This is a genomic window from Diplocloster agilis, from assembly GCF_019042275.1.
Taxonomy (GTDB): Bacteria; Bacillota; Clostridia; order Lachnospirales; family Lachnospiraceae; genus Diplocloster; species Diplocloster agilis.
Map to the genome: position 1 here is coordinate 20944 of NZ_JAHQCW010000009.1, position 16629 is coordinate 37572.

Genomic DNA, 16629 nt, shown 5'->3' on the forward strand with positions numbered 1-16629 from the left:
CTCCCAGGGAGATACAAAAGAACCCGGCCACCCGGAGCGTCCCCGGATAGCGCCCGCGGTTCCAAGCCCTAAGCAGCGGACATCCGAAGCCCCCGGGAAGAGCGCTAAGTGCGTGCCACAGTCCTTGGTGAATTGGCCCGGTTCCTGAATCTGCGGCCTGGATTTCACTTAGCAGCAGCCAGCATCCAACCCTTAGTCCGCCGGAGGACTGGCGACCGTCCCGCCTCCCCAGACAGGAGCATCTCATCCCGGCCCTCAGAGGCCTTCCCGGCCCATTGTCCCTAAAAGTACATTATCCCTAAAAGTAAAGAAGCCAGCTGGCGCTGGCTTCTTTGGAGAAGGTATTTCTTTCTTATGGGGTGTAGCAAAAACTATATAATGTATTGGGGGGGGTTTTTACGATATTTATTATAGCATTGGGGGGCGGATAAGTGTGCACAAACTTTACAAAAATGGATATGTTTTTTTGTGAGAAATTAACAGAGGACTTTCGTCATTCTGACGAAAGTCCTCGTTTTATTGCACAGAATCAGGCCTCGGGCTGGAATAAAGCTTCGAATTCATCGCGGTTGATTTTTTCCTTTTCTAACAGGAGATCCGCACAGCGGTGCAGAACTTCTTCATGCTCTTTGATGATCGCTTTGGCCTTCGCGTAGCACTCATCGATGATCCGTTTTACTTCGTTGTCGATCTTCTGGGCTACGGACTCTCCGTAGGCTCTGGTATGCGCCAGATCACGGCCGATGAACACTTCGTCTTCATCGTTGTCGTAGCTGATCAGGCCTACGGCTTCCGACATGCCGTACTTAGTCACCATCGATTTGGCGATACCGGTGGCCTGCTTGATATCCTGCGAGGCTCCGGTGGTGATATCGTCAAAGATTAACTCCTCTGCCACCCGGCCGCCCAGATCTACGATGATATCCTGGAGCATGCGGCCTTTTGTATTGAACATCTCATCGCTCTCCGGAAGAGGCATGGTGTAACCGGCGGCGCCCATTCCTGTGGGAATGATGGACACGGTGTAGACCGGGCCCACATCGGGCAGAACGTGGAACAGAATCGCATGGCCCGCTTCATGGTAGGCGGTGATGCGTTTTTCTTTTTCTGTGATGACACGGCTCTTCTTCTCCGCTCCGATTCCGACCTTGACAAACGCACGGCGGATGTCCTGTTGGATAATATAATCCCGCTCTTCCCGGGCTGCGAAGATGGCCGCCTCGTTCAGGAGGTTTTCCAGATCCGCGCCGGTGAATCCGGCTGTTGTCTGGGCTATCTGTTTTAAATCGATATCATCGCCCAGGGGTTTGCCCTTGGCGTGTACTTTCAGTATTTCTTCCCGGCCTTTTACGTCGGGACGGCCGACTCCCACCTTACGGTCGAAACGTCCGGGGCGTAAGATCGCAGGATCCAGGATATCCACACGGTTGGTGGCAGACATTACGATGATTCCCTCATTGACGCCGAAACCGTCCATCTCTACCAGAAGCTGGTTCAATGTCTGCTCTCTCTCGTCGTGGCCGCCGCCCATACCGGTGCCGCGTCGTCTGGCTACCGCGTCGATTTCATCGATGAAAATGATACAGGGGGCATTTTTCTTGGCTTCCTCGAACAGATCGCGGACACGGGACGCGCCCACGCCTACGAACATCTCCACAAAGTCCGAACCGGAAATGCTGAAAAACGGAACTCCCGCCTCCCCCGCCACCGCTTTGGCCAGCAGCGTCTTACCGGTTCCGGGAGGGCCCACCAGCAGAACTCCCTTGGGAATCCTGGCCCCTACCTGTATATATTTCTTCGGAGCTTTCAGGAAATCCACGATCTCCTTTAACTCCTCTTTTTCTTCATCCAGACCGGCTACGTTCTTAAACGTAACCCGCACGTTGGAATCATTGGCCATCTTGGCACGGCTCTTGCCGAAGTTCATCATCTTCGTTCCGCCGCCCCCGCCTGCCTGCCGGTTCATCATCATAAACAGGAAGATGACCAGTCCTGCGGTTACCAGGATCGGCAGCCCGATGGTTAAAAATTTGTTGTCCCTGGCCACATCCGTGAGAATCGGGTCGATGCCGTTGTCCCGCAGAAGCACTTCCGTCTCGTTGACATCCGACACGAAAAGGGTCTTTACTTCGTTGGAATCCAGATACAGCTCCACCTTACCGGTAGGGACTTCCTGATTCTGCTGGATTCTGGCATTTGTAACCTTGCCTTCCTTCAGGTCTGTGACCATCTGCTTATAGGTATAGTCATCCGTACTGCGCATATTCTGGTTCAGCATCATAAAGATGAACAGTACCGCCACCAGGATCAGCAGATAGAATCCCATACCCCTTGATTGTTTATTCAAGCGTCAAATCTCCTTTCACTGCTCAATTACTCCAATATAGGGGAGATTTCTATATTTCTGAGCGTAGTCCAGGCCGTAGCCCACGACAAATTTATCTGGAATATTGAAACCTACATAATCCACCTTCACATCCACTACTCTGCGCTCCGGTTTATCCAGAAGGGTACAAAGCCTAAGGCTCGCCGGGTTACGCTTCTTAAGGATCTCCATCAGATAGTGAAGAGTCCGTCCGGAATCAATAATATCTTCTACAATAATCACATGCTTTCCTTCCAGCAGTTCATCCAGATCCTTCACGATCTTTACAACGCCGCTGGAGCTGGTATCGTCTCCGTAGCTGGAGACATCCATAAAGTCCAGAGATACGGGTACGGTGATTCTCTTGGCCAACTCGCACATAAAGAATACGCCGCCCTTTAAAATACAGATCAGGTGTACATCCTTACCTTCATAGTCCTTGCTGATCTGCATACCGATTTGTTTGATCTTGTCATCAACTTCCTGCTCCGTCAATAACACACTTATTTTATCCGCCATCTCAATTCTCCTTTTCTACCTGTACTTCTAAGATTCTTTTTGTATCTTTGGTGATCTTATACCACTCGCTGATACGATACCCGATAATCCATATAATATGATCTGCATCCGCCAGAAGCGGGATGTTATCCCTGCTCTCCCTGGGGATCTTGCGGTCAATAAAATAGGATTTCAGTTTCTGGTGATCCCCCCCGGAATTAACGACCATGTAATCCCCCGTCTGCCTGGTCCGGATCCGGACACCATTTTTTATTTTATCATAATCAAACCATTTCGTATAGTTCTTTTCCGGAAAAGCTTCGGAATTCTCACATTTCCTGACCTTAAACAAAAAGCGGTATCCCGGCAATTCCAAAATTCCGCCCTCCTCCGGCTCCACCTTAACTCCGCCCGGTACCCGATAATCAAATTCCGCCGAAATCCTGTCTCGATTCCGGGAAATATCCTTTCTATCAGAATGAGCAGCCCCTGCGTCCTCCGGCCCTGCATCCTCCGGCCCGGATACGGAACAAGACATGCTCCGGAACAAATGGATGTGATCGTAACCGCGCCTGCCGATGATCCCGTAAGGAAGATGCGCTTCCTTTCCCACCCCCGCTAAGGTGAGCTGATCCAGCATCTCAATATGTCTGGCCGTGATGTCCTTCATCTGCCCTGCCAGCAGCTCCGTTCCCCGGCGCAGAAGAAGGCGGCGGATCACTGGCTTTTCCCCAGACATGGCCGAGACGTCCAGACTCACCGTCAGAGGCCCCTGTCCCTTCGGCTCCTGTATCCTGGCACAGGTTTTAAATCGCTCACCGGCGTAGGACTCCAGGAAATCCTCTGCTTCTTTTATCTGGCCGGCAGCCTTTACGATATGCTCCACTGCCTTGGTATTGATTTCACGCTCCGCATAAGGCAGTATATTCAGGCGGACCTTGTTCCGTACATACTCCTCCGTAAGGTTCGTCGCGTCCGTGCGGTAGGTGATCCCGCGATCCCACAGATACCGCTCGATCTCCTGCCTGGTTACGCACAGCAGAGGGCGGATGATCTTCCCTCTTACCGCCGGGATTCCGGCCAGTCCCTTAAGCCCGCTTCCCCGGAACAGATTCAGCAGTACGGTCTCCGCATCATCATCCATATGATGCGCCACTGCTATTTTATTCGCATGATACTCCCGGCATGCCTCTTCAAACGCCTGATAGCGCAGTTCCCTTCCGGCTTCCTCCACGGACTGCTTTCTTTCCCTGGCGATCTCAGCCACACGGTAACAGTATTTCCGAAAAGGGATATCATATTCCTGACAGAGCCGCTGTACATATCTCGCGTCCTCCTTGGCATCCTCGCCGCGGATGCCGTGCTCCACATGAACTGCCGCCAGCGTCAGCGGAATCTCCCTGCGGATTTCCATCAGCGTAAAAAGCAGGCATACGGAGTCCGCTCCTCCAGATACGCCTACAATTACCCTGTCATTGGCCTTCAGCATGTCATTTTCCGTGATAAATTTCAAAATTTTTTGAATCATGTCCCGAAGCTCCTTCTCATCCTTTAAATATATAGAGTTCCGGCAGAAAATGCAAGCTGGCTTTTCCTTTTTCCCTCCTCTTTATTTTTTCCAGATTCCGATGGCCAGAACCGTCATATCGTCTCTGGCCTTATTGTCATTATATTCCTTTGCACGCTCCAGAATGCGTCTGGACAGCTCTTTTGGATTATTTGTATCCGCTTCCATGATAATCTCCCGGATCAGCGTATCCTGCTCCTCGATGGGCAGAGCGTCCAGCACGCCGTCGGTGACCATAATGACAAAGTCCCCGTCATACAATTTTTTATTCGTCGAATCAAAATCCAGCTGATGGAAAACTCCCATGGGAAGGCTGGTGGAGGTGATGGCCTCCACCCAGTGGTCCCGCTTAATAAAGGTTGTGGAGGCTCCGACCTTCAGGAACTCGCACACCCCGCTATATAAGTCAAATGCGCTGATATCGACCGTGGAGAAGGTCTGTGCATCGGTCCTTATGACCAGCGCAGAATTAATTAATTTAATGGCTGTCTCTTTACAAAACCCAGCCTCCAAAAACTGCTCCAGCAGTTCGATCACCTGCTCGCTCTCCTGGCAGGCGGGGATACCCGATCCCATACCGTCGGACAGACTGACCACCAGCTGTCCGTTCTCTGTCTGAGTAAATGCGAAATTATCTCCGGAGATCTTTTCGTCTTCTCTCGTGGACCTGGCCACCCCGTACAGCACTTTGAAATTTGTATCCTCCACAAACTGAGTCGTCCCATATTCCTGCCCTACGAAATTCCGGCTGTCCCTGGCCGGCACCATGGGCTTCTTTATCACTTTGGATAGCGCATTTGCGATCTCTTTGGTCGAGATACATTTTCCCCGCTGTTCTTTCATGGTCAGGTACACCTCCTGCCGTTTTTCCCTGTTCTCCAGCATGGAGACGGAAGAAACCGACACTCTCATACTTCTCAACTTTTTTCGGATCATATCCTCTAAGTCTTCATTTTGCTGTTCCCCTTCTTTCATATCATCCGCGACCGTGACCATGATCTGGGCCACCTCGCTTAGCTGCGCCGCTACGGCCTCTCTGTTTTCCATCAATTTATTATTCCAGAGCAGGTTCTGCCTGGCTCTCTTAAATATATCCACGGTCTCTGACAGGAACCGCTTGCTGTGGATACAACGGTGGGAAAACTGCTGCTCTATGCCCGGGCTTAGGCGTTCCCCATTTTGTTCGATATCCGTAAAGATTTCGTATGTAAGCTTGTACGTATCCAGAAAATCATTTTTCCAGCATTTCTGCTTCCGCTCGCAGTTCTGGCAGATCCGGTCCGCGATCTCATCAAACATCCGTCCCACGTCCTGCTCCGATAAGGTCTCCTGGTAGCTGGGCATCTGGGAAACTGTGCTGGCCAGATTCTGAAAGGACTCTGCCAGGCCCTTCATCCGCTCCCGCACCGGATTATACTCTTCCACGATCTTTTCTTTCTTTCGAAAGGAAAACCACAAAAACTTTCCGATCATACCATCAAAGATAACCGTCAGCGCGAACACAAGGACTCCCTCGCAAATGCCCCGAATCAGATCGTTGACTGGCCGTACCATCAATAAATAATCGGTAAATTCCATTGCAGCGATCCCGGCCCCGGCGAAAAAACCCACTGCCCACTTTCCGACCCGTTCTCCTCCATTTTCCAGAAGGTTGGTCAGTACCACGACAATCACCATGCAAAGTCCATACTTTGCCACCTGCAGCAGCGTCCCCTGGGTAGCAATTCCTATCAATACCGCCGGGAAAATCAGGGCCCGGTACGCGTTCTCCAAATACACCGCCGAGAACCAGGCCAGTCCCACTGGGAAATACCCCATCACCGCCAATCCTCCCGCGCCAAATCCTGCCACCTGCAAAGCCAACTTCCTCCAAGATACTCTTTTCATGACGATCAGCCTCCCCTTTCACTCTTCAATGATTATGTTCATTTCCTGCGCCATGCCCCGCCCGCCTTCAGACAATTTACCGATTTGGGACATGTACATTCTGGTTTGGACATGTCCCATTCTGATTTGGACATGTCCCTAAATCACTATATGTAGTTGTCCGCAGTTCCACGTTTTCTTGTACCGCTTCCTTGTCGTGTACGCAATGCGTTGTGCTTCTTTTTTATGCACCGATTGTTTTACGCGGTATCTATGATTGGCGTCCTGCGTGCTTTTTTTGTTACCGGCGCAGAAGCCACCGTCATCCCTACGGCGTTCTGTGCTGATACTGCGGTATTATAGAGGCTTGGATTTAAAATCTTTGTCAAACGGAAGACCGATTTTCAAAAACTTTTAGACAAATATTTTCGGTTTTGCCTGACAAAGTCGGATGGAGGGAGCTCATTCTTTTTAGGAGAATGAGACCGCGTTCCGGTACCTGAAGTATCCGTTTGGACAGAAAAAACCGCTGCAGCTTCGCTGTTCAACCAGCGGTACTGCAACGGCTTTTATCCTGCCCTGTAAAAGGTTCAATTTAGGGATTCTGATATCCCCTCCTGATCCGTGTATGGCTCTTTCATATCGTTGTGGTGATGAATTAGAGATATTTACTTACTATCCTCCGGCTTGAAGATGATCTCGTCGTCATAGACCAGCCCCAGCTTGTCCTTAGCTACCTCTTCAATGTACTTTTTAGTGTTCACGTATTTCTTCAAGTCTTCTATCTCTTTTGTTCTTTGCTTTTCTTCATCTATCTGTGCGTTAAGCTTATCGGTGCGTTCCTGGTATGTTCCGCTTTTTGCCCGCAGGTTCATACTGTTCGCATTGACCACTACGACGAGGGCCAGAACGACTACCGCAACGATTCTCATTCCGATTTTGTTTTGATTTCTTCTTTTCTTTCTTCTCCTGGCCATAAGCTTACCTCGCTGTCTGAAAACCCTGATTAATGTCTGCGTATTACCATTTTAACTTCTTTGCCCAGTTTTTTCAATCGTTTCCCAAAAAACTTTCGAAGTTTTTTCAGACGATTTCCGACATGCTTAACCGGCCTGGCCGCAGTCCTTCCCATCCAGCGCAGCGGACGCAGAAGAAAACCTATGATTTTCAATATGGTGCGAACAATAAAGTTTAACGCCGCTGAGATGTATTTCACAAAAAATGGGCTGATGCTGATGTTATAGAGAAGCATTCCCAGTACAATGGCAGCGATGGAGAACCCCCGGATGATTCCGTCGTTTTCCGTATAGAGCATCTTGAAAATCAGCAGACCGCTCATGACCCAGAAACACAGATCCTCAAAAGCGGTAAAAATCACTCCGTGTTTCACCACCCGCCGAAAGATCCTCAACACATCGTAAATAAATACGATAAAAACCCCCGACAGAACGCAGTTCAAGAAAAAACGGGTTTCCCGCATGATATCCTGACTCATAGGCGCCTACTTAAACAGTCTTCCGAGCAGGGATTCGCCTTTGTTTGCGTAACCGCTGACATCGGAATACGTCAGGCTGTCGATCTGCCCCTCGATATCAACCTCCCCTTTTTCCAGCGTCAGCCTGTTCACGTGCAGATCGTTCCCCTTAATCATAAGCATACCCTGGTCTGTCTCTAACAAAATTTCCTTAATATCAAAGGACAGCACGTCCGAAACACCACTAATGGTTCCCGATTTGCGGTTATTTAAGATCACCTTGTGAGCTCTCTGCGTTTGTCTTTCTTCCACGATAGGACCCCCTTCTTTTATAGAGATTCGCATGCGAAACTCTCCGCCAGCGGCGGGCCGCGTTAGCGGCAAATTCATCTTTCGTAAATTCTATGAAAGGGGACGTCCATTTATAACCGGATTATAAATATTTAAACAACTCGCCGGCCTCGTCTTTTTTCACTGTTTCCTGCACATCCAGAACTTCTACCTTCACATTCCTGGTTCCGAACTGGATCTCTATGATGTCTCCCGCCTTAATATCCACACTGGCCTTTGCCACTTTCCCATTCACACTGACCCTTCCCGCGTCACAGGCTTCATTAGCCACGGTTCTGCGCTTGATCAGTCTAGAAACCTTCAGATATTTATCTAATCTCATGTCAATTTCTCCTATCTAATATTAATTAATCCAAATCGCTCTTATACCATACCACATAACATACCCTCCCATCAACTCCCCGCGCAGTCCTGTTCCGATCCGGGTCTGCAAATAATACTCTAATTCACTTAAGCCGGCGCCCGAGACCGAGCCGCCCCGATAAAAGGGAATCTGGCAGGGCCTGGAACGGCGCTTCCTCGGGGGTGGGAGTATCCCGCTGCTTGGGGGATAGGAACGCGGGCGGTATCCGGGGAGGCTTCCGGCGGACGGGGGCTTTGGTGGCTCCTTGGGAGCGCATAGGGCGGCTGAGTATCCGTTTAGTGGAATCGGAAAGCCGGGTTCAGGATGACTGGCGGACTTCACGTCCGACGGGCAAGAGCCTCTGAACCGGGAACACCTCATGTGTTCCTGGTGAATAGGCTCGGTTCCTGAACCCGGCTTTCCGATTCCACTTAACGGATACCAGCGCAAGCCCTCCGCGCTCCCAAGGAGCCACCAAAGCCCCCGTCCGCCGGAAGCCTCCCCGGATACCGCCCGCGTTCCTATCCCCCAAGCAGCGGGATACCTCCACCCCCGGGGAAGCACCGTTCCAGGCCCTGCCAGATTCCCGCCCCCCTCAAAAAAAGGGCTGTCCACACTTTCGCGTGACAGCCCTAATCAGTTCAGATCCTGAGGTAACAGAATTATGCGTTTACAGCATCCTTTAAAGCTTTTCCAGCTTTGAATTTCGGCATTTTGGAAGCCGGGATCGTCATAGCCTCGCCACTGCGGGGATTGCGTCCTTCTCTGGCTGCTCTTTCAGCAACTTCGAAAGTACCGAAGCCTACTAACTGAACTTTTCCGCCTTTTACTAATTCTTCAGATACAACATCGATAAACGCTTTCACAGCTTTTTCTGCATCTTTTTTGGATAATCCTGTTTTGTCGGCCATAGCCGCTACTAAATCTTGTCTGCTCATGGATGAACTCCTCCTCTGATTTCTTACTGCAATAGTAGTATTAAAGCTATAAACACTTCAAAATTAGTTATAACTGTTTCCGCCCTATTTGTCAAGGAATTTCGTGATGTTTTGCCGCTTTTGCGGCCTTTTCCGCTTTCTTGATCTCTTCCCAGTTTAACAGGACCTCCGCGGACGTATCGGCATGTCCGTCACCAAATACGTGTGGATGCCTTCGTATCATTTTCCGGGCTATCTCATTGATGACGTCATCGATGGTAAACCGGCCTTCTTCTTCTGCAATCTGGCTGTGCATCAGGACCTGTAACAGTACGTCTCCCAGCTCCTCGCACAGGTTCTCGTCATCCTTATTGTCGATGGCCTGAATCACTTCTTCACATTCTTCCGTCAGACATGGTTTCAGGCTCTCGTGGGTCTGCTCCCGGTCCCAGGGGCAGCCATTCTCGGAACGCAGATTCCGGATAATATCCACCAGCTCTGCAAATGAGTAGCTTTTTTCCATAGCTCCCTCTTCCCTTTCCGGGACAATCACTGATTGTGATTGCTCATATTATGTTCTACAGCATGCACTCTACCATAGCCAGCACTTCTTTTCCAAGAGCCTCTGATTTTTGTTCCGCGTCTTCCATGGAACTGCCCTTGATGCCGTAATAGAATTTTACTTTGGGCTCCGTGCCGGACGGGCGGACACATACCCATGCATCGCCTTCCAGATCATAGTAAAGGACGTTGGAGGCGGGCAATCCTGTGCCGGTAACTTCCCCGGTGGCCATGTTCTTCACGGTGTCTAACTTATAGTCTCTGGCGGACAATACCTTGCAGCCGCCAATCTCGGCCGGGGTCTCCTTGCGCAGGTTTTCCATGATCTCCTGGATCTTCGCCAGTCCCTCGATCCCTTTTAGGGTGATGGACTTGACGTCATCTTTGTAATAGCCGTATTTCTCATACATGTCGATCATGGCGTCCCACAGGGTCTTGCCCTGGGTCTTATAATAGGCCGCCGCTTCACACAGGGCCATGGTGGCGACGATCGCGTCCTTGTCTCTGGCATGGGTACCGATCAGGCAGCCGTAGCTTTCCTCAAAGCCAAAGAGATAGGTTCCTTTGCCGCTCTTCTCAAATCCCAGGATCTGCTGGCCGATGAATTTGAAGCCGGTCAGCACCTCGATCAGGCGGATGTTGTAATATTTTGCAATGGCGTCTGCCATGTTGCTGGTAACGATCGTCTTGATCAGAGCGCCGTCCTCGGGAAGGCTTCCATTCTGCGCTTTACGCTGGCCGATCTCGTATTCCGCCAGCAGGCAGCCGGACATATTGCCGGTTAATGTGATATATTCCCCTGTTTTGGTATCTTTTACATAGACGCCCAGTCGGTCCGCGTCCGGGTCGGTAGCCAGGACCAGATCCGCATCCAGCTTCGCCGCCAGCTCAAGAGCCAGCTTAAAGGCCGCTTTATCTTCCGGATTCGGATAGCTGACGGTGGGGAATTCCCCGTCGGGCAGTTCCTGTTCCGGTACTACGTAGACATTTTCAAAGCCCAGCTCTTTTAACACTCTTCTGGCCGGGATATTGCCTGTCCCATGAAGGGGGGTGTAGACGATCTTCAGATCCTTCTGCGCCGCCTTGATCGCTTCCGGATGAATGACCTGTTTTTTCAGCTCTTCGATATAGGGGTCGTCCACCTCTTTGCCGATAACCTGATAGAGACCGGCGGCCTGTGCGGCGTCCTTGTCCATGGTTTTCACCGTATTATAGTCGGTCACTTTCTTCACTTCCGCCATGATACCGGTGTCGTGGGGCGGGGTGATCTGCGCGCCGTCTTCCCAGTATACCTTATAACCGTTATATTCCGGCGGGTTATGGCTGGCCGTGATGTTGATTCCGGCGATACAGCCTAATTTTCTGACCGCGTAGGATAATTCCGGGGTCGGTCGCAGAGATTCGAATATGTATGCCTTAATGCCATTGGCCGCCAGGCACAACGCAGCTTCCTGGGCGAATTCCGGGGACATTCTCCTGGAGTCATAAGCAATTGCCGCACCCTTGTCCTGAGCGCCGATACCGTTGATGTAATTGGCCAGTCCCTGGGTGGTTTTCCGTACCGTATAGATATTCATACGATTGGTACCGGCTCCGATCACTCCCCGAAGTCCGGCTGTTCCGAATTCCAGATCGGTATAAAACCTCTCCTTAATCTCATTTTCATCGTCAGCAATACTCTTGAGTTCTTCTTTCGTAGCTTCGTCAAAATAAGGATTTGCAAGCCACTCCTGATACAATTCCTTGTAATCCATGGTAGAACCTCCTTTATGATCTCTTACTCCGCCCGCACTGACCGGAGGAGTATATAGAAAGGCGCCATCGAAGGTTCTTGCTCATCGATGGCACTTCCCTGCTAGAGACATTATATAATAAAAAAGGAAAAAAAGAAACTCTTTCATAGCGAATCTCAGGAAAATAGTTCCTGCAAAAACCGCTCCCGTTCGACATTCTGGCGGACCAGGATTTCTAACTTCTCCGTATTTTTATCCGGTATCCACGCCTTGTTTCCGTTGTAATAATGATTGGCCACCTTCCAGAATTTTTCCGGATAGGACAGACGCAGCCGCAGATTCTGAAGCTCGCTGTTGTCCGTTGTGCGCACCTTCACATACTGGTCCAGCATCTTGCTTCCAAGCGCGGTATTCCAGTCATGTTTCTCCAGGATCTTCCTCATGAAATGATAGAGATCACTGATCTGGAGATCTACACAGCATTTATCGAAATTGGTCACGATCACGCCTTCCCGGCAGTAAACCAGATTATGATGATTAAATTCCCCGTGGCAGACGCTGCCCTCATGGATCGCCTTCTCCCACAGTTTCTTATATGCCGAGTTCTGTATCTGATCGAGGGTCTTTTCTCCCTGTTCATAGAATTCCTGATAATGGTTCAGGTAACACAGTTCAAACTGGGATTTTCTTCTCTTGCTGCGGATAAAGTTCCGGACCTTTTTCAGCTCTTTGTTATGCCGCTCATATTCCAGAATCAGGTTTTCCGCGCACAGCCTGTTCTGTTCTTCCGGGCTTAAAGTCTTAAAATCCTCAAACTTCATATACTTATGTAGTGCAGCCAGCTTCCTCACCGCAGCCAGAATGTCCTGCTCACTCTTGGTGTCGCACTCCCGGCCCTCAAACCATTTTTTAACGATATAGGGGGTTTCGTCACGATCTAAGGATATGAGTTCTCCTTCTTTATTTTCGACCAGAGTATCCGCCGGAAAGCCTTCCGATTCCAGGCCCTTTAACATCTTCTGCTGGTATCCCAGCTTAAACCTGGACCCCTGAAATTCTTTCAAAAGCTTACTCCCCTGATCTGTCTCACAAATGAGGGCCCCTCTTCCCCTGCGAGTCGTGAAAATCTGTAAATCATATTGTTCTAAAACGCTAAGGCCCCTGTCATTCACTTTCCATCCCCCCGTTGTTTTCCTTCTAAGGTGTTCTTTCTATTCTATGAAAGGGCGGGGTAAAGTATGCAGAATGGCGGAGGATTCTAAGGGCCTTGCCTGCCGAATCCGGATGGGGCAGTCAACCGGCAGGGCAGCTTCTTTTCTTTAATATAGAAGGGTCGGCCTCCTGTCAGGGGAGGCCGGCGCCATCGTAAATATACAGTTAAAATTATTGCCGAATATCAACCAGTCCCATGTCGAGACAAGTATCTGAAAATTCAAAGCTGCCGCCGTAAGTGTCCAGATTCAGATAGAGTTTATCCAGTTCATCTTCGTTTACGACATATGCCATATGGACCGTTGCCGTCTCGCCAGGTTTGATGCTGCTGATATAGTTTTTGTTTTCCGATCCGCCCAGGACATCGCTGTAGAGCATATCCCGATTCTGCAGCAGGCTGGTTCCCTGGCTTACATTCCACTGGTCTCCCGGCTGCGGGGTCTCGCCCTGGTAGATGGCGAAATTATCCGTATTTTCCTGAATTTTCATGAGGCTTCCAAAATACAGGACGTCGTTTAACTCGGTATTTCCGGTATTCTGGTATTCGACGGTTGCGTATACCAGTTTTTGATGCACTTCCCGTGTTTTGATTATTTCATCCAGGGAATCTACGCCATTGCCTGTCTTAATGTAGTTGATTGTATTCGGAAGCAGTTTGCCGCCGGCATCTACCGCTCCGTCGAATTCGCTGTCCATGTAGGCCGGGTTCAGAAGGCTTACATCGTCTGCGATCTGCACATCCGTTACTTTTATCTTCAGTCCGGCTGCCAGTTCAGTATCCAGGGGCGAGAATACATCACCGATTTTGTGGACATTCTCCATTCTCTCTTTTGGTACGGTGAGGCACATCCCTGATTCATCGGATTCGCTTAATTCTTCGTTCTCTATCACGGAGGCAGCATAGTCGCTCCATGCAAGAGCGGGCGTGCTGTCCTTTTCATTCTCAGCAGGGGTCAGACGGATTCCTTCCGCCGTCTTTAAGGCCTCTTCCCTGGTTACATCCTCTCCTACGTACATCTGGACTACGTGGTGTACCTCCGGGAAGGAGAGATAGATTCTCTGGTTAAAATAGACGCTTCCGTCGTTGCCTTTCTGCATTTCCAGGTAAACACCCTCATGGCCTCCGGCCAGAATATTTTCGCTGTTCAGCACTCCCTTATCCAGTACCCGGAATGCGTCGTCCCCCTGATCCATACCATAAAGGACTATGCTGATCCCTCCTATACTGGGAGTGTCGGAGTAGCTGTATTTACCTTCTTCCGTCTGAATCATCCCCTCAGGGATATAACCGGTTTCTAATGTTACGGCAGGTATTTCGGCCGGAACTGACTGCGCCTGTGTTCCCGCTTCGGCTCCTTCTGTTTTCTGTATCTTGGTCTCTACCGCATATGTTCCTGCCGGCTCCCGGTTCATCTGATATAGCTTGACCCCCGCAAATACGGTGGTTCCCATTACCATTACGGCGACCGCGGATGCTATGGCAATCTTAGCGGCTGAGAAATGGGGTTTTACGGTTTTTATCTGCTTCGCAACTTCCCGTTCTACCATTGCTTTCATATCTTCCGGCATGTTGGGGAATTCCTGTTTCATATCTTCTAATCTCATCACAGCGCCTCCTTAGCTTCTAACTCATTTTTTAATCGTGCCCTGGCTCTGGCCAAGCGGTTTTTGACTGCACTTTCTGAAAGATCCAGCAGTTGTGCGATTTCACGGACGTTGTATCCCTCTACATAATACAGGATGATGGTCAGTCTCGCGTCTTTGGGCAGCTGGCTGACCGCCTCGTACAGATCGGAATAATCCTTGCTTTGTTCCGCCGATTCTTCCGGCATATAGCTTTCCAGAGAGACAATCCGTTTTTCTGTTCTCATAATTTTATAGCATTCGTTAATCAGGATTCGGATCAGCCAGGTCCGGGCATAGGCATCTGATTTCAATGCATGCAGTTTTGTAAATGCTTTTACGATTGCTTCCTGTATGGCATCCGCGCAGTCCGCATCATTGCGCAGAAGCGTTCTGGCCACATGATACATGGTGTCCTCGGAAGCAATAATCAGCTCTCCTAATTGTTCCTTCTTCATTTTTGTCCTTCCTGCCGGCCGGCATTTCTTTTTGTTTCATAAGTTAGATGCACGAAGGGGGAATTCGGTCCCATTGAATTTTATTTTTTCTACCTTCATTTTAGCCGGGTGTAAATTTCTTTGCAATCCTTCCATAAAAAAGCTCTTTTCAATGAAAAAGCCTGACAGACATCACATCATAACATCTGCAAGGCTTTTACATATTATTTTATTTCTATTATCTTATTTTATCTTATTCCGTTATAACTCTTTACTTTTCGTTTAGAAAATCATAATTCCTTGAGCAGGAAATTTTATGCATCCCTTAAAAACTCCGACGCTCGTTCCAGCAAGTATTCTCTATTATTATATTCCGGATTGTCCAAAACCATATTTAATAGCTTTCGGAGTGCTTCACCCACCAAGCGTCCCTGGGGATACCCAATCGCCAGCAGATCCTTTCCATCCACCGCCAGATCCTGCAAAATCACACACTGCCTTTTCTCCAGCACGGTTTCATACAAGCTGTTAATCTGAGCAAACTTTACCAGCCGGGCTCTAATAAGCGCAGGATTCTGGGACAGGTAGTCGGCCCTCCTGACCTGAAGGAAACAGGGAAAATATTCCGGGCCGATCTGGTTCATCGCCCTGCGAATGCTCCTGGCGTTGGGAGCCACCTGATAGTCGTGGTATTTGATCAGATGGGAGACCGCGTGCACCGTGTCGTTGTCAAAGCGCAGGCGGTTCAGGATCGTACGGGCCATGCGCTCGCCCTGCACGGCGTGTTTGTAAAAATGATCCGTCCCGTCCGCATCCGTAGTTCTGGTGACCGGTTTGGCGGCGTCGTGGAGCAGCATCGTGAGGCGGAGCACCTTATCCGGCGGAACCAGCCGCACCGCCTTCAGAAGATGTTCCCCTACATTATAACTATAGTCCGGATGATTCTGAACCAATTTCATACAGGCGTCGAATTCCGGCAGGATCACAGCGGTAATCCCCATCTCATAAGCCTGCATAAGCGTCTCCGGGTGGTCGGAGACCAGCAGTTTAACCAATTCCGTCTGGATTCTCTCCACGCTGATATAGACCAGGTTCGAAGCCATACGGCGGATCGCGCGGCAGGTATCCTTCTCGATCCGAAAGCCCAGCTGGGCCGCGAAGCGGACCGCCCGTAAGATGCGAAGGGCGTCCTCGTCAAAGCGTTCGGCGGGATCACCCACGCAGCGGATCGTTTGATGCTGAAGATCGTCGAGGCCCCCGAACAGATCGATCAGGCCGGCTTCGTCATTGTAAGCCATGGCGTTGACCGTAAAGTCCCGGCGTTTCAGATCCTCTTCCAGCTTTTTCGTGAATTTCACTTCCTTGGGGTGCCGGCTGTCCTCGTACTCCCCGTCGATGCGGTATGTGGTGACCTCGAAGTTTTCCTTATTCAGACGCACCGTAACCGTACCGTGCTGTATGCCGGTATCTATGGTGCGTTCAAAGATCTGCTTCACCTGAAAAGGAGTCGCAGACGTGGTGATATCCCAGTCTCCCGGCTCCTTTCCCAAGATAGAATCCCGGACACAGCCGCCTACGGCAAAGGCCTCATGGCCTTCTGCCGCCAATGTTTGCAAAATCGTGCTTACTTTTGCAGGCAGTTGTATCTTCATATTCAATTACTCCTATTGCTTTACATTCAT

General features: G+C 50.0%; 15 protein-coding genes. All 15 read right to left on the bottom strand.

Features of this window, described 5'->3' with window-relative positions:
- Positions 1-529: 529 nt before the first annotated feature.
- The 15 genes from ftsH to KTH89_RS07395 all read right to left on the bottom strand — a co-directional run bounded on the left by ftsH (position 530) and on the right by KTH89_RS07395 (position 16599).
- Positions 530-2326 (bottom strand): ATP-dependent zinc metalloprotease FtsH, encoded by a 1797-nt coding sequence (gene ftsH / locus KTH89_RS07325; RefSeq protein WP_238721300.1) that lies wholly within the window; start codon positions 2324-2326, stop codon positions 530-532.
- Between the two features lie 36 nt (positions 2327-2362).
- On the bottom strand, positions 2363-2884 hold the full coding sequence (gene hpt, locus KTH89_RS07330; protein ID WP_158348609.1) for a hypoxanthine phosphoribosyltransferase: 522 nt from the start codon (positions 2882-2884) through the stop codon (positions 2363-2365).
- 1 nt (position 2885) lies between these two features.
- On the bottom strand, positions 2886-4391 hold the full coding sequence (gene tilS, locus KTH89_RS07335) for a tRNA lysidine(34) synthetase TilS (RefSeq protein WP_238721229.1): 1506 nt from the start codon (positions 4389-4391) through the stop codon (positions 2886-2888).
- An 81-nt stretch (positions 4392-4472) separates the two neighbouring features.
- Positions 4473-6317 carry a SpoIIE family protein phosphatase gene (locus KTH89_RS07340; protein ID WP_158348607.1) on the bottom strand — a complete coding sequence of 615 codons (1845 nt, stop codon included), beginning with the start codon at positions 6315-6317 and terminating at the stop codon, positions 4473-4475.
- A 647-nt stretch (positions 6318-6964) separates the two neighbouring features.
- Complete coding sequence (locus KTH89_RS07345) at positions 6965-7273, bottom strand: FtsB family cell division protein (protein ID WP_158348606.1); 309 nt, start codon at positions 7271-7273, stop codon at positions 6965-6967.
- Between the two features lie 29 nt (positions 7274-7302).
- Entirely contained in the window at positions 7303-7791 is a 489-nt protein-coding gene (yabQ, locus tag KTH89_RS07350) for a spore cortex biosynthesis protein YabQ (protein WP_158348605.1), read from the bottom strand.
- A gap of 6 nt (positions 7792-7797) precedes the next feature.
- On the bottom strand, positions 7798-8082 hold the full coding sequence (yabP, locus tag KTH89_RS07355; RefSeq protein ID WP_158348604.1) for a sporulation protein YabP: 285 nt from the start codon (positions 8080-8082) through the stop codon (positions 7798-7800).
- 121 nt (positions 8083-8203) lie between these two features.
- Positions 8204-8443 (bottom strand): RNA-binding S4 domain-containing protein, encoded by a 240-nt coding sequence (locus KTH89_RS07360; RefSeq protein ID WP_158348603.1) that lies wholly within the window; start codon positions 8441-8443, stop codon positions 8204-8206.
- A gap of 683 nt (positions 8444-9126) precedes the next feature.
- Positions 9127-9402, bottom strand: coding sequence for an HU family DNA-binding protein (locus KTH89_RS07365; protein WP_158348602.1), 276 nt, complete (start codon positions 9400-9402; stop codon positions 9127-9129).
- A 91-nt stretch (positions 9403-9493) separates the two neighbouring features.
- Positions 9494-9904, bottom strand: coding sequence for a MazG family protein (locus KTH89_RS07370; protein ID WP_158348601.1), 411 nt, complete (start codon positions 9902-9904; stop codon positions 9494-9496).
- Between the two features lie 55 nt (positions 9905-9959).
- Entirely contained in the window at positions 9960-11696 is a 1737-nt protein-coding gene (locus KTH89_RS07375; protein WP_158348600.1) for a phospho-sugar mutase, read from the bottom strand.
- A 155-nt stretch (positions 11697-11851) separates the two neighbouring features.
- Complete coding sequence (locus KTH89_RS07380) at positions 11852-12847, bottom strand: CotS family spore coat protein (RefSeq protein WP_158348599.1); 996 nt, start codon at positions 12845-12847, stop codon at positions 11852-11854.
- 211 nt (positions 12848-13058) lie between these two features.
- Positions 13059-14492 (bottom strand): DUF4367 domain-containing protein, encoded by a 1434-nt coding sequence (locus KTH89_RS07385; protein ID WP_238721230.1) that lies wholly within the window; start codon positions 14490-14492, stop codon positions 13059-13061.
- Entirely contained in the window at positions 14492-14968 is a 477-nt protein-coding gene (locus KTH89_RS07390; protein ID WP_238721231.1) for an RNA polymerase sigma factor, read from the bottom strand. The genes KTH89_RS07385 and KTH89_RS07390 overlap by 1 nt, the downstream gene beginning before the upstream one ends.
- Positions 14969-15261: 293 nt before the next feature.
- The gene (locus tag KTH89_RS07395; RefSeq protein WP_238721232.1) at positions 15262-16599 is read right to left on the bottom strand and encodes a CCA tRNA nucleotidyltransferase; all 1338 of its coding nucleotides are present in this window, start codon (positions 16597-16599) and stop codon (positions 15262-15264) included.
- Positions 16600-16629: the final 30 nt, after the last annotated feature.

What these genes read in the sequence shown, in the direction of transcription:
- KTH89_RS07385 (WP_238721230.1), bottom strand. Translation starts at nt 14,492, where the DNA reads ATGAGATTAGAAGATATGAAACAGGAATTCCCCAACATGCCGGAAGAT.
- KTH89_RS07360 (WP_158348603.1), bottom strand. Translation starts at nt 8,443, where the DNA reads ATGAGATTAGATAAATATCTGAAGGTTTCTAGACTGATCAAGCGCAGA.
- ftsH (WP_238721300.1), bottom strand. Translation starts at nt 2,326, where the DNA reads ATGGGATTCTATCTGCTGATCCTGGTGGCGGTACTGTTCATCTTTATG.
- hpt (WP_158348609.1), bottom strand. Translation starts at nt 2,884, where the DNA reads ATGGCGGATAAAATAAGTGTGTTATTGACGGAGCAGGAAGTTGATGAC.
- tilS (WP_238721229.1), bottom strand. Translation starts at nt 4,391, where the DNA reads ATGATTCAAAAAATTTTGAAATTTATCACGGAAAATGACATGCTGAAG.
- KTH89_RS07365 (WP_158348602.1), bottom strand. Translation starts at nt 9,402, where the DNA reads ATGAGCAGACAAGATTTAGTAGCGGCTATGGCCGACAAAACAGGATTA.
- yabQ (WP_158348605.1), bottom strand. Translation starts at nt 7,791, where the DNA reads ATGAGTCAGGATATCATGCGGGAAACCCGTTTTTTCTTGAACTGCGTT.
- KTH89_RS07390 (WP_238721231.1), bottom strand. Translation starts at nt 14,968, where the DNA reads ATGAAGAAGGAACAATTAGGAGAGCTGATTATTGCTTCCGAGGACACC.
- KTH89_RS07375 (WP_158348600.1), bottom strand. Translation starts at nt 11,696, where the DNA reads ATGGATTACAAGGAATTGTATCAGGAGTGGCTTGCAAATCCTTATTTT.
- KTH89_RS07395 (WP_238721232.1), bottom strand. Translation starts at nt 16,599, where the DNA reads ATGAAGATACAACTGCCTGCAAAAGTAAGCACGATTTTGCAAACATTG.
- KTH89_RS07370 (WP_158348601.1), bottom strand. Translation starts at nt 9,904, where the DNA reads ATGGAAAAAAGCTACTCATTTGCAGAGCTGGTGGATATTATCCGGAAT.
- KTH89_RS07345 (WP_158348606.1), bottom strand. Translation starts at nt 7,273, where the DNA reads ATGGCCAGGAGAAGAAAGAAAAGAAGAAATCAAAACAAAATCGGAATG.
- KTH89_RS07340 (WP_158348607.1), bottom strand. Translation starts at nt 6,317, where the DNA reads ATGAAAAGAGTATCTTGGAGGAAGTTGGCTTTGCAGGTGGCAGGATTT.